Annotated in this window: 13 protein-coding genes; 8 read left to right on the top strand and 5 right to left on the bottom strand. The window is 69.3% G+C overall.

What is annotated here, in order from left to right:
• Positions 1 to 18 precede the first annotated feature (18 nt).
• The 3 genes from AC5Y4Q_RS12140 to AC5Y4Q_RS12130 all read right to left on the bottom strand — a co-directional run bounded on the left by AC5Y4Q_RS12140 (position 19) and on the right by AC5Y4Q_RS12130 (position 3,297).
• Positions 19 to 1,350, bottom strand: coding sequence for a lytic transglycosylase domain-containing protein (locus AC5Y4Q_RS12140; RefSeq protein WP_125224758.1), 1,332 nt, complete (start codon positions 1,348 to 1,350; stop codon positions 19 to 21).
• A gap of 109 nt (positions 1,351 to 1,459) precedes the next feature.
• Complete coding sequence (locus AC5Y4Q_RS12135) at positions 1,460 to 2,002, bottom strand: DUF1003 domain-containing protein (RefSeq protein WP_064923176.1); 543 nt, start codon at positions 2,000 to 2,002, stop codon at positions 1,460 to 1,462.
• Positions 1,999 to 3,297 carry a magnesium transporter MgtE N-terminal domain-containing protein gene (locus AC5Y4Q_RS12130; protein WP_064923175.1) on the bottom strand — a complete coding sequence of 433 codons (1,299 nt, stop codon included), beginning with the start codon at positions 3,295 to 3,297 and terminating at the stop codon, positions 1,999 to 2,001. The genes AC5Y4Q_RS12135 and AC5Y4Q_RS12130 overlap by 4 nt, the downstream gene beginning before the upstream one ends.
• Before the next feature lie 24 nt (positions 3,298 to 3,321).
• Between AC5Y4Q_RS12130 and AC5Y4Q_RS12125 the strand changes: the two genes are divergently transcribed.
• A complete protein-coding gene (locus AC5Y4Q_RS12125; RefSeq protein ID WP_125224760.1) occupies positions 3,322 to 4,290 on the top strand; it encodes an HpcH/HpaI aldolase/citrate lyase family protein in 969 nt (322 codons plus the stop codon).
• Between the two features lie 13 nt (positions 4,291 to 4,303).
• Here the strand turns inward: AC5Y4Q_RS12125 and AC5Y4Q_RS12120 are convergent, their stop codons facing one another.
• Complete coding sequence (locus AC5Y4Q_RS12120; RefSeq protein WP_234786479.1) at positions 4,304 to 4,885, bottom strand: DUF4190 domain-containing protein; 582 nt, start codon at positions 4,883 to 4,885, stop codon at positions 4,304 to 4,306.
• 83 nt (positions 4,886 to 4,968) lie between these two features.
• Here AC5Y4Q_RS12120 and AC5Y4Q_RS12115 point away from each other — a divergent pair, with 83 nt between their 5' ends.
• The 6 genes from AC5Y4Q_RS12115 (at position 4,969) to AC5Y4Q_RS12090 (ending at position 10,462) form a co-directional block, all read left to right on the top strand.
• On the top strand, positions 4,969 to 5,499 hold the full coding sequence (locus tag AC5Y4Q_RS12115) for a YflT domain-containing protein (RefSeq protein ID WP_064923169.1): 531 nt from the start codon (positions 4,969 to 4,971) through the stop codon (positions 5,497 to 5,499).
• Positions 5,500 to 5,572: 73 nt separating this feature from the next.
• Positions 5,573 to 6,994, top strand: a complete 1,422-nt coding sequence (locus AC5Y4Q_RS12110) for an ABC transporter substrate-binding protein (RefSeq protein ID WP_064923167.1) — start codon at positions 5,573 to 5,575, stop codon at positions 6,992 to 6,994.
• Positions 6,991 to 7,872, top strand: coding sequence for a carbohydrate ABC transporter permease (locus AC5Y4Q_RS12105; protein ID WP_499959121.1), 882 nt, complete (start codon positions 6,991 to 6,993; stop codon positions 7,870 to 7,872). The genes AC5Y4Q_RS12110 and AC5Y4Q_RS12105 overlap by 4 nt, the downstream gene beginning before the upstream one ends.
• Positions 7,869 to 8,696 (top strand): carbohydrate ABC transporter permease, encoded by an 828-nt coding sequence (locus AC5Y4Q_RS12100; RefSeq protein ID WP_064923163.1) that lies wholly within the window; start codon positions 7,869 to 7,871, stop codon positions 8,694 to 8,696. The genes AC5Y4Q_RS12105 and AC5Y4Q_RS12100 overlap by 4 nt, the downstream gene beginning before the upstream one ends.
• A gap of 4 nt (positions 8,697 to 8,700) precedes the next feature.
• Positions 8,701 to 9,846, top strand: a complete 1,146-nt coding sequence (locus AC5Y4Q_RS12095) for an ABC transporter ATP-binding protein (RefSeq protein ID WP_064923161.1) — start codon at positions 8,701 to 8,703, stop codon at positions 9,844 to 9,846.
• Positions 9,847 to 9,853: 7 nt separating this feature from the next.
• Positions 9,854 to 10,462, top strand: coding sequence for a suppressor of fused domain protein (locus AC5Y4Q_RS12090; RefSeq protein WP_064923159.1), 609 nt, complete (start codon positions 9,854 to 9,856; stop codon positions 10,460 to 10,462).
• Positions 10,463 to 10,547: 85 nt separating this feature from the next.
• Here AC5Y4Q_RS12090 and corA read toward each other — a convergent pair whose 3' ends face one another.
• Positions 10,548 to 11,582 (bottom strand): magnesium/cobalt transporter CorA, encoded by a 1,035-nt coding sequence (corA, locus tag AC5Y4Q_RS12085; RefSeq protein ID WP_064923157.1) that lies wholly within the window; start codon positions 11,580 to 11,582, stop codon positions 10,548 to 10,550.
• A gap of 171 nt (positions 11,583 to 11,753) precedes the next feature.
• On the opposite strand from corA, the gene AC5Y4Q_RS12080 reads away from it, so the two are divergent.
• The gene (locus tag AC5Y4Q_RS12080; RefSeq protein ID WP_064923155.1) at positions 11,754 to 12,743 is read left to right on the top strand and encodes a malate dehydrogenase; all 990 of its coding nucleotides are present in this window, start codon (positions 11,754 to 11,756) and stop codon (positions 12,741 to 12,743) included.
• Position 12,744 lies beyond the last annotated feature (1 nt).

The following is a 12,744-nucleotide window of genomic DNA, read 5'->3' as shown; positions in this document are numbered from 1 at the left end:
CCCCGCCTGCGATCTCGGTCAGGCCGGCGGGCCTGCTTGCGGCGCCTCCGGCGGCGCGGCTGCTGGGGCCGCAGGCGGCAGCTCCGGTGACGCGTCCGCGGGTGCTGGCGGCGCGGGCGCGACGGCGTACGGCGGCATCGGCGCCGGCGGCGCCTCCGGCGGAGCGATCGGGGCCTGCGCGTACGGGGCCGGTGGGACGGCGCCGGGCGGTGCCGCCGGGGTCGTCCCGGCCTGCGGCTCGAGGCAGATCATCCGGCAGGCGGCCGAGGGACGCGGCAGCTGCGGCTCGTTGGAGCTCATCCACGGCGGGAGCCAGGGCAGGTTGGCCAGCTGGGTGTCCATGCTCGACTGGCCCAGGTCGATCAGGGCGGATCCCGCGGTCTCATGGACCGGAGACAAGCCGTGCAAACTGATCGACTCCGGCCCGAGGCCCTCGGGGTGCTCCAGGTGTTCGAGGTGCAGGTCCGCGATCGGCGGTGCCGGACCGACGATCGGAGGCAGATCCACCGGAGCCACCCCGGTGGCGTAGGCCGCAGCCCAGCCCATCACGTTCTCCGCATAGGCCATCGAGTTGTTGTAGCGCAGGATCGCGGTCAAGACCTGCGACTGCTCCCGCAGGTTGAGGCCGCCGCTGCACAGATAGCGCGCTGCTGCCAGCGTTGCGTCGAAGACGTTCTGCGGGTCCGCCTTGCCGTCGCCGTCACCGTCGGCGGCGTAGCGCGACCAGGTTCCGGGCAGGAACTGCATCGGCCCCATGGCGCGGGCGTAGACGACCCGCCCGGGGGCACTACTGGCCACGACGACTTCGTTTCCCGGCAGCGAACCGTCCAGCGTCGGCCCGTAGATCGGCTGCAGCACGGTGCCGCGGGCGTCGGTGGCGCCGCCGTTGGCGTGCCCCGACTCGATGCGCCCGATGCCGGCCAGCAGATTCCAGCTGATGCCGCAGTCGGGGGCGGCGACGGCCATCTGGTGTTCGGCATTGCGGTAGGCCGCCAGCGCGGTCTTGGGGATGCCCAGCGTGCCCGGCGCGTAGACCACGGCCGCCGGTGGCGCCGACGGGGCGCCCGCCGCCACCCGCAGGTTCGGCTGGGGACGCTGCACCGCGACGACGGCCGGGCCCGAGGAATGGCCGGAGGGGCCGGTGTTCACGGCGGCCGCCAGCGGGGTCACCGCGGCGTTGCGCAGGGGGAGCGAGGTGGACGGGGAGCGCGGTGTGGCGCCCACGGCGCCGGCGAACACGAGCGGGGTGATGAACGTCAGGCCGAACGCGGGGCGCAGCGCAGCGCGGACCGCCCGCCGGCATCTGGCCGCGCGGGACCGGTGCTCGGCTGCGCCGCCCCCTGAAGGCACTCGACCGTCCCTTGTCCGTCTCGCTAAAGCAGTGGCTAAAGCCTCGGTGAAGCCGCGTCGGCTTCGTGAACTAGGTCACCATACCCAACACTGGTCTCGCTGGTGCCGGTTATGCCCGTCCGTCACGGGGTAAAGCCGGCCGGCCGGGTGCGGACTCGGAAGTGGCGCGGTCAGGCTGGGGTCGCATCTCCTCGAGCAGTTCCCGGACCCGCTCGAGCTCATGGTGCAGGTAATCGCGGGTGGCGACCTCACCGACCGCCAACCGCAACGACGCCAGTTCCCGGGCCAGGTACTCGGTGTCGGCCTTGGTCTGCGCGGCCCGGCGGCGGTCTTCGTCCAGGCTGACCCGGTCGCGGTTCTCCTGCCGGTTCTGGGCCAGCAGGATCAGCGGGGCGGCGTAGGCGGCCTGGGTGGAAAACGCCAGGTTGAGCAGGATGAACGGGTACGGGTCCCAGCGGAAGCTGACCGCGTAGACGTTCAGCAGAATCCATCCCACCACCAGCACGGTCTGGATGGCCAAGTAGCGGCCGGTGCCGAAGAACCGCGCCACCGACTCGGTGAACCGGCCCAGCGCGTCGGGATCCAGCCGCAGGCTGGGCAGCCGCGACGTTCGCGGCGTGGAGAGCCGCTGCGATGACGAGCGGTCGGTCACGACGGCCTCCCGGCGAGTTTCGGCCCCAGGTTCGGCTCGGGGGTTTCACGCCAATCGCGCGGCAGCAGGTGATCCAGCACGTCGTCGACCGTCACCGCGCCCAGCAGGTGATTCTGTTCGTCGAGCACCGGCCCGCAGACCAGATTGTAGGCGGCGAAGTAGCGGGTCAGCTCGGCCAACGACACCTCCGGGTTCAGCGCCGGCAGGTCCGAATCGACGAACCCGCCGATGAGTTCGGCCGGGGGCACCCGCAGCAGCCGCTGCAGTGGAACGCAGCCCAGGTAGTGGCCGGTCGGGGTGGCGGTGGGGGCTCGGGTCACGAACACCAGCGACGACAGCGCCGGGGTGAGGTCCGGGTCGCGCACCCGGGCCAGTGCCTCAGCGACCGAGGTGTCGGCGGTCAGCACCACCGGGTTGGAGGTCATCAACCCGCCCGCGGTATCGGGGGAGTGCTCCAGCAGGCGGCGGACCGGGTCGGAGTCGTCGGGGTCCATCCGCGCCAACAGCGCCTCGGCCTCGGTGGGGTTCATCGCACCCAGCAGGTCCGCGGCGTCGTCGGGATCCATCTCCTCCAGCACGTCGGCGGCGCGTTCGGTGCCCAGCTGACCCAGCACGGCGGCCTGGCGCTCCTCCGGCAGCTCCTGCAGGATGTCGGCCAGCCGCGCGTTGTCCAGCGCGTTGATCACCTCGTAGCGGCGCTTGGGCGGCAGCTCGCGGATGGCGTCGGCGACCTCGATCGGACGCCAGCCCTCGAACTGCTGCAGCAATTGGGCCACGTCCTGGCCGGGCATGGCCAACGCGGACGGGGTCAGGCCTTGTACGTTGTGCCAGTCCACGATGTGCACGGCAGCGCGCCGGCCCAGCCGCCGCGAGTGCCGCACCGCGATGCGGGTCACCAGCCAGTCACGGGTGCGGCTCTGCTCGATGGCCAGATCGGTGATGGTCACGTCGACGCCGGCCAGCTCCGGCAGCTCGGGATCGGTGACCCGGACCTTGGTGTCGAGAACCTGCCCCAGTGCCAGCACCTCACCGGGCCGCTGGTTGAACTTGCGCAGCGACACTGTTCCGGTGTTGAGGGTGACCCCGTTGGGCTCGATCGCCGCAACCCGCAGAATCGGCACGAAAATTCTTCTGCGCGTGGGTAATTCGACGACCAGCCCCAGGACACGCGGCTGCTGGCGCACGATGCTGAGACTGAGCACGACGTCGCGGACCCGCCCAACGGATTCACCGAACGGGCCTAGCACCAGCATCCGCGCGAGCCGCGCTGCGTAAACCCTGTTGCTCGACGCCATGGTTGAAAGGGTAGGAGTGTTTAGGTGACCAACGCATATCGCCCCCGCCGTACCTGCCTGTCGGTACCCGGCAGCAGCCAGAAGATGATCGACAAGGCCAAGGATCTGCCCGCCGACGAGGTCTTCCTCGATTTGGAGGACGCCGTCGCCCCGGCCGCCAAGGAGCAGGCCCGCGCGCAGGTGGCCGACGCACTCACCGCGGGCGACTGGACGGCGCCGCTACTGGGGGTGCGGGTCAATGACTGGACCACGCCGTGGACCCACGCCGACCTGATCCAGGTGGTCTCGGCTGTCGGCGCCGCCGGCGCGCGCCTTGACGTCGTGGTGTTGCCCAAGGTGTCCGACGCCTCCCACGTGCAGGCCCTCGATCTGCTGTTGACCCAGTTGGAGACGGTGCATGGCCTGCCGGTCGGGCAGATCGGCATCGACGCCCAGATCGAGGACGCCCGCGGGCTGACCAACATCAACGCCATCGCCGCCGCACCGCGGGTGCAGGCGCTGGTGCTGGGCCCGGCCGACCTGATGGCCAGCCTCAACACCCGTACCCTGGAGGTCGGCGAGCAGCCCGAGGGATACACCGAGGGCGACGCCTACCACCACGTGCTGATGACGATCCTGGTCGCCGCCCGCGCCCATGGGATCGCCGCCGTCGACGGGCCCTATCTGAAGGTCCGCGACGTCGAGGCGTTCCGGCGGGTGGCGGGGCGTTCGGCCGCTCTTGGTTTTGACGGCAAATGGGTGCTGCATCCCGACCAGATCGCGGCCGGCAACGAGATCTTCAGCCCGCGGCAGGCCGAGTACGACCATGCCGAGCTGATCTTGGAGGCCTATGCCTGGCACACCTCGCAGGCCGGCGGGGCTCGCGGCGCGGTGATGCTCGGCGACGAGATGCTCGACGAGGCCAGCCGCAAGATGGCGTTGGTGGTGGCCGGCAAGGGGCGGGCGGCCGGGATGCGCCGTGCGGCACCGCCGTTCGAGCCGCCGAGCGCCTAAGCCCTGGGCCGGATCAGTTCAGGGCGATCATCGCCAGGATGAACGAGAGCACCACCGCAGCGGAGCCGACGGCGGTACCGGCCACCGCGATGCCATGACCGGCCTCACCGGTCCGCTTGATCTGGCTCAGCGCGACGACACCCAGCACGGCGCCGGCGAGCCCCAGCGGCCAGAACAACAGGCCGAGCAGTGCGACCACCAGGGAGCTGACCGCCAACACGTTCGTCTTCTGCGGCTGGCCCGGATTGAAGTAGCCGCCCGGATAGGGCGTGCCGTAGCCCCCCGGCGGGTAGCCGGGTGGTGAGCCGTAGCCGGGCGGGTAACCGGGCGCAGTGCCAAAGCCGGGATAGTCGCCCGGTGCGCCGTAGCCCGGCGGCGGATAACCGCCTGCCGGTGGGGGTGGCGGAAATCCGCCGGGCGGTGGGGGCGGGGGAAATCCGCCCGGCGGGTAACCCGGCGTCGAGGGAGGATAGGCATCGAAACCCGACGGATAGGGCCAACCGCCCTGGTCAGGCCCGGATGCACCGGCGTCGGTCCAGGGTTGGTCGGTATTGGCTCGGGGATTCTCGCCAGAATCGTCGCCGGGAGCTGTCATGCTGTTCAACCTAGCGGATGCGCCGGGCCCGGCTTGTTGTCCGACAGCCCCCTAGCGTGCCGGAGCGAGGAGAGAGAAATCCCATGACCAGCCCTTTTCAGTCCGGACAGACCCCCGATCCGCTTGGCGCGGCGGCGGCAGCCCCGGGTCGGCGTGACGTGGCGCGGCTGCCCACGCCGCCCAAGGGTTGGCCGATCGGGTCCTACCCCACCTATGCCGAGGCGCAGCGCGCCGTGGACTACCTGTCCGATCAACAGTTCCCGGTGCACCAGGTCACGATCGTCGGTGTCGACCTGATGCAGGTCGAACGCGTCACCGGTCGGCTCACCTGGCCCAAGGTGCTCGGCGGCGGCGTGCTGACCGGGGCCTGGCTGGGTCTGTTCATCGGCCTGGTGCTGGGCATCTTCAGCGCCAACCCGGCCCAGGCACTGGTGACCGGCCTGGTCGCCGGGGTGTTCTTCGGCTTGATCACGTCGTCGGTTCCGTACGCGATGGCGCGCGGCACAAGGGATTTCAGCTCGACCATGCAATTGGTCGCGGGCCGCTACGACGTGCTGTGTGATCCGCAGAGCGCCGAGCAGGGCCGGGATCTGCTGGCGAAGCTGACGCTCTGACTTCGCGTTGTTGCACAGCGCGGTCGGGCGGCCTTACCGTCGTGGCACGAAGCGGCAACGGGAGGCGGGTGGCGTGGCGAGTCGGCGCGGTCGCGTACGGCGGCTGGGCGCGGCCGCGCTGGCGGCGCTGAGCGTCGCCTCGGCGGGAGCGGCCTGCGGTTCGGCCGGGCAAGCCGGTGACGGTCTGGTGATCAGCGTGTACACCCCGGCCAACGACACCGCCACGTTCCGCGCCATCGCCCGGCGCTGCACCGAGCAGGCCGGTGGCCGCTACCGGATTCAGCAGTTCAGCCTGCCGCGCGCCGCCGACGACCAGCGCCTGCAGCTGGCCCGGCGCCTCACCGGCAATGACCGCACGCTCGACGTGATGGGCCTAGACGTGGTGTGGACCGCCGAGTTCGCCGAGGCCGGCTGGGCGCTGCCGCTGTCGGCCGATCCGGCCGGCAAAGCCGAGGCCGATGCTCAAGACGACACCCTGCCGGGCCCGCTGGCCACCGCCCGCTGGCGACAGCGCCTGTATGCCGCCCCCCTCATCACCAACACCCAATTGCTTTGGTACCGGCCGGATCTGATGGCCACGGCGCCGTCGACTTGGGATGGGATGGTCGCCGAGGCGGCCCGCTTGCAGGCCGCCGGCAAACCGAGCTGGATCGCGGTGCAGGCCAAGCAATACGAAGGCCTGGTGGTGTGGTTCAACACGCTGCTGGCCAGCGCCGGAGGGCGGGTGCTCGACGACGACGGCAAGACGGTCACCCTGACCGACACCGCCGAACATCGGGCTGCCACCGTCGCCGCCCTGCGGATCATGCAGCAGGTGGCCTCGGCCCCGGGTGCTGATCCGTCGATCACCCAAAGCGATGAGGGCACCGCCCGGCTGGCCTTCGAGCAGGGTAAGGCGGCACTGGAGGTCAACTGGCCGTTCGTGCTGCCGTCCATGCTGGAGAACGCGGTCAAGGGTGGGGTCGGATTCCTGCCGCTGGACCGGCGTTCGGATCTGGCCGGCAGCATTGACAGTGTCGGCTCGTTCGCGCCCAGCGACGAGCAGTACCGGATCGCCTACGACGCCAGCCGCAGCGTGCTCGGGTTCGCGCCGTACCCGGCGGTCTCCGACGGCCACCCGGCCAAGGTGACCCTGGGCGGGCTGAACCTCGCGGTGGCCAAGACCACCCGGCATCGCGCCGAGGCGTTCGAGGCGGTGCGCTGTCTGCGCAATGCGGCCAACCAGAAATATGTCGCGATCGAGGGCGGCCTGCCCGCGGTGCGTGCCTCGGTGTACTCCGACCCGCAGTTCCAGCTGAAGTACCCGCACCACAACCTGATTCGCGACCAACTCACCAACGCTGCGGTACGTCCGGCGACACCGGTCTATCAGGCGGTGTCGACCCGGATATCGGCGACGCTGGCGCCGATCACGGCCATCGACCCGGAGCGCACCGCCGACGAGCTCACCGTGCAGGTGCAAAAGGCCATCGACGGCAAGGGGCTGATCCCGTGACGTCCCGTGCGGATGAACGATCACAGCGGCGGCTGGCCGTGGCGCTGGTCGCCCCGGCGGTGATCCTGATGCTGGCGGTGACGGCCTATCCGATCGGCTACGCGATCTGGCTGAGCCTGCTGCGCTACAACCTGGCCACGCCGGGCGATACCGCATTCGTCGGCCTGGCCAACTACCAGACCACCTTGACCGACTCCTACTGGTGGACCGCCTTTGCGGTGACGTCGGGCATCACCATGGTCTCGGTGGCCATCGAGTTCGTGCTGGGCCTGGCGCTGGCGCTGGTGATGCACCGCAGCCTGTTCGCCAAGGGCATGGTGCGTACCGCGGTGCTGGTGCCCTACGGCATCGTCACGGTCGCGGCCGCCTACAGCTGGTACTACGCCTGGACGCCGGGCACCGGATACCTGGCGAATCTGCTGCCGGACGGCAGCGCGCCGTTGACCCACCAACTGCCGTCGCTGGCGATCGTGGTGGCCGCCGAGGTGTGGAAGACCACGCCGTTCATGGCGCTGCTGCTGCTGGCCGGGCTGGCCCTGGTCCCCGACGATCTGCTCAAGGCGGCGCAGGTCGACGGCGCCGGCGCCTGGCGGCGACTGGTCAAGGTCATCCTGCCGATGATGAAACCCGCCATCCTGGTGGCGTTGTTGTTCCGCACCCTGGACGCGTTCCGGATCTTCGACAACATCTACGTGCTCACCAACGGCTCCAACAACACCGGTTCGGTGTCGATCCTGGGCTACGACAACCTCTTCAAGGGCTTCAACGTGGGCTTGGGATCGGCGATCTCGGTGCTGATCTTCGTCTGCGTGGCGCTGATCGCTTGGGTGTTCGTCAAGGTGTTCGGCGCCGCGGCGCCGGGATCGGGCCAGAAATGACCGACCTTCGCCGCCGCACCGCCTGGCTGATCGTCGACCTGGCCGTGGTGGTCTATGCGCTGGTGCCGGTGCTGTGGATCCTGTCGCTGTCGCTCAAACCGACATCAACGGTCAAGGACGGCAAGCTGATTCCGTCGTCGGTGACTTTGGACAACTACCGCGGCATCTTTGCCGGTGACGTCTTCGGGTCGGCGCTGATCAACTCCGTCGGTATCGGCCTGATCACCACGGTGATCGCGGTGGTGATCGGCGCGATGGCCGCGTACGCGGTGGCGCGCCTGGACTTCGCAGGCAAGCGGCTGCTGGTCGGGGCCGCCTTGCTGATCGCGATGTTTCCCCAGATATCGCTGGTGACACCGATCTTCAACATCGAGCGGGCGACCGGCCTGTTCGACACCTGGCCGGGATTGATCATCCCCTACATCACCTTCGCGCTACCGCTGGCGATCTACACGCTCTCGGCGTTCTTCCAAGAGATTCCGTGGGACCTGGAGAAGGCCGCCAAGATGGACGGCGCCACACCGGCTCAGGCGTTCCGCAAGGTGATCGCGCCGCTGGCCGCGCCCGGGATCGTCACCGCGGCGATCCTGGTCTTCATCTTCGCCTGGAACGACCTGCTGTTGGCGCTGTCGCTGACGGCGACCAAAGCCTCGATCACCGCTCCGGTGGCGATCGCCAACTTCACCGGCAGTTCGCAGTTCGAGGAACCGACCGGTTCCATCGCCGCGGGCGCGATGGTGATCACCGTGCCGATCATCATCTTTGTTCTAATCTTCCAACGACGGATCGTGGCGGGACTGACCTCCGGCGCGGTGAAGGGATAGGCCGATGGCAGAGATCGAACTCGTCCACATCACCAAGAGCTACCCCGACGGCGCGGTGGCGGTCAAAGATCTGTCGCTGAGCATCGCCGACGGCGAGTTCATCATCCTGGTGGGCCCGTCCGGCTGCGGAAAATCCACCACACTGAACATGATCGCCGGCCTGGAGGAGATCTCGTCGGGGGAGCTGCGCATCGGCGGCGAACGCGTCAACGAGCGCGCGCCCAAGGACCGCGATATCGCGATGGTGTTTCAGTCGTATGCCCTCTACCCGCATATGACGGTGCGCGGCAACATCGCATTCCCGTTGACCTTGGCCAAGATGAAGAAGCCGCAGATCGCCGAGAAGGTCGCCGAGGTCGCCAAAATCCTTGACCTGACCGATTTTCTGGATCGCAAGCCGTCGCAGCTCTCCGGTGGGCAGCGTCAGCGGGTTGCGATGGGGCGGGCAATCGTGCGGCAGCCCAAGGCGTTCCTGATGGACGAGCCGCTGTCGAACCTGGACGCCAAGCTGCGCGTGCAGATGCGCAGTGAGATCGCCCGGCTGCAGCGGCGGCTGGGCACCACCACCGTCTACGTCACCCACGACCAGACCGAGGCGATGACGCTCGGCGACCGGGTGGTGGTGATGCACGGTGGGATCGCCCAGCAGATCGGCACCCCCGACGAGCTCTACGAGCGGCCCGCCAACCTGTTTGTCGCCGGATTCGTCGGCTCACCGGCGATGAACTTCTTCCCCGGCACGCTGACCCCGAGCGGCGCGCGAGTGGCGTTCGGGGAGATCCCGCTGGCCGCGGAGGTCCGCGACGCGATCGGCCGTCATCCCCAGCCGCACGGCAATGAGGTCGTCATCGGGGTGCGCCCCGAGCATCTCGGCGACGCCGGGCTGCTCGACGGCGCCCAGCGCGACCGGGCGGTCACGTTCTCCGCGCGCGTCGACCTCGTCGAATCTCTCGGCGCCGACAAATACCTGTACTTCACCCCGAACGAGCCGGCCGGTACGTCGGCCGAAAACGAACTCGTGGCACGGGTTCCCGCCGCGTCGAAGGCGGCCGGCGGGCAGCCGATCGAGCTGGCCCTGGACGCCGGCAAGGTGGTGGTGTTCGACGCCAAGTCCGGGGTGAACCTCAGCGTCGCGCCGGCCGGCCGGTGAACCGCCGGTGAGTGACGATCTGGAGCGGGTGCGCGCCCACCTGCGGGCGCACTTCACCGCCGTGGGCATCACCTCAGAGCCCGACGCGGCGCGCGTGACCTTCCTGGGAGTCGAGCCCATCGAGGTGCTGCGGTTCGGCCCCGGCCCCGACCGGATGGTGCACTACGTCTCGGTGGGCTGCTCGCGGCATCCGATGGGAGATCCGGGCCAGATCCTGGCCGACCCGGTACACGGTCCCCGCGCAGAACTGGTTCTGCGGCTGCGGATTTCGGGTTCCGACGCGGGACTGGCCCGCAGCCTCGCCGCGGTGGCGGCCGCACCGGTGGTGGAGGGCGTGGTCTTGGCCCCCGACGCGCTGATGGATCTCGGGGAGCCGCTGTGGAGCCGGCAGTCGGGGGCGGTGCCGTTCACCGCGCTGCTGCTGGGCGAGAGTGATATCGCCGAGTTGCCGCTGGAGCCCCCGCGCGAACCGGTGCGGTTCTGCTCGGCCACCCCGATCACCGCGACCGAGGCCGCCTGGGTGCGGCTCAAGGGCGCCGATGCGATGCGCGAGGCCTGGCAGGCCGACGGGGTGGACGTGTTCGACCCGAACCGGCCGGCCTCCCAGCCCGGGTAACTTCCTGCGCGAGAGCGCGTGTTTGCCCGCCGACACGCCGGTTTTGCCGTGCAACAGTGCACGTTCGCGGCCGGCGAAGGTGCGCTCAGAGCCAGCCGTTGCGGCGGAACGCGCGATACAACAGTGTGCAGATGGCCACCATCGCGCACAGCACCACCGGATAACTGAACGTCCAGTGCAGCGCGGGCATGTGGTCGAAGTTCATGCCGTAGATCCCGGCGATCATGGTGGGGACGGCGATGATGCCGGCCCAGGCCGACATCTTGCGCATGTCGGTGTTCTGCTGCATTCCGACCCGCGCCAGTGCCGCCTGCACCAGGGAGCTGAGCATCTCGTCGTAGCTGGCGATCTGTTCGGCGGCGCGGGTCTGGTGGTCGCCGACGTCCCGCAGGTAGCGCCGCACCTCCTTGGAGATCAGGTCCTTGTAGTCGGTCTGTATCCGCTGGAACGGCACCGACAGCGGCGCGACCGCGCGCCGCAGCTCGACGACTTCGCGCTTGATCTGGTAGATCGGTTCGACGTCGGTGCGGGTGCCGGGCGCGAACGCCACCTCCTCGATGGTGTCGATGTCGCTTTCCATGAGGTTGGTCACCTCGACGTAGCGGTCGACCACGTAGTCGGCGATGGCGTGCATCACCGCATACGGGCCCAGCCGCAGATGCTCGGGGTCGGCTTCCATGCGTTTGCGGACTTGCGCCAGGCCGCTGTGTTCGCCGTGGCGGACGGTGACGACGAAATTCTTGCCGACGAAGATCATGATCTCGCCGGTTTCGACGATCTGGCGGGGGAGCACCACCGATTCGTGGGGGACATAGTTGACGGTCTTGAGCACCAGGAACAGCGTCTCGTCGTAGCGCTCCAGCTTGGGCCGCTGGTGGGCGTGCACGGCGTCCTCGACGGACAGTTCATGCAGGTCGAAAGTCGCCGCCACCGCCTGCATCTGGCGCTCGTCGGGCTCGTGCAGGCCTACCCAGACGAACGCCTCGCGCCCATCGGTCTCGATCTGGCGCACCTTGGCCATCGCCCCGGCCGGGGTGAACTCGCCGGGAATCCGGTCGCCGTCGGCGTAGACGCCGCAGTCGATCAACACCCGGGGAACCGGGTCGCGCAACGCCGTCATGGCGGCCCTCCCTCCGGCGCACACTGCCGGTGAAATGCTACGCGCCTGGACCCAAACCGACCGGTCAGCGCGGTTCGGCCGGGGTCCGGAGTTTTCGTGCCGCCGGCGGTGCGCTAGTTTCGACCCGGACCAATCCCAGACCAAGCCGAACCCGTTCGAGGAGCACTTGACGTGAGCACAACCCCACTCAAGGTGGCCGTCACCGGCGCCGCCGGTCAGATCGGCTACAGCCTGCTGTTCCGCCTGGCCAGTGGCTCGCTGCTGGGCCCCGACCGGCCGATCGAACTGCGTCTGCTGGAGATCGAGCCCGCACTCAAGGCGCTCGAGGGCGTGGTGATGGAGCTCGACGACTGTGCGTTCCCGCTGCTGTCCGGGGTGCAGATCGGCTCGGACGCGAACAAGATCTTCGACGGCGCGAACCTGGCGCTGCTGGTCGGCGCCCGCCCGCGCGGCCCGGGTATGGAGCGCAGCGACCTGCTGGAGGCCAACGGCGCGATCTTCACCGCGCAGGGCAAGGCGCTCAACGAGGTCGCGGCCTCCGACATCCGGGTGGGGGTGACCGGCAACCCCGCCAACACCAACGCGCTGATCGCGATGAGCAACGCCCCGGACATCCCCAAGGAGCGCTTCTCGGCGCTGACCCGCCTGGACCACAACCGGGCGATCTCGCAGCTGGCCGCCAAGACCGGGGTGAAGGTCACCGACGTCAAGAAGATGACGATCTGGGGCAACCACTCGGCCACCCAGTACCCCGACATCTTCCACGCCGAGGTCGGCGGGCGTAACGCCGCTGAGGTCGTCGGCGACCAGGCCTGGATCGAGAACGACTTCATCCCGACCGTCGCCAAGCGCGGCGCGGCGATCATCGACGCGCGCGGTGCCTCGTCGGCCGCTTCGGCGGCGTCGGCCACCGTCGACGCCGCCCGGGACTGGCTGCTGGGCAGCCCGGACGGGGACTGGGTGTCGATGGCGGTGATCTCCGACGGCTCCTACGGTGTGCCGGAAGGCCTGATCTCGTCGTTCCCGGTCACCACCGCAGGCGGCGACTGGAGCATCGTGCAGGGCCTGGAGATCGACGACTTCTCCCGCGGCCGGATCGACGCTTCCACTGCCGAGCTGGCCGAGGAGCGTGACGCGGTCACCGGGCTCGGCCTGATCTAAC

Source organism: Mycobacterium sp. NGS16, assembly GCF_059813225.1.
Note: the sequence above shows the minus strand (reverse complement) of the source record. Positions and strands in the feature narration are given on the sequence as shown.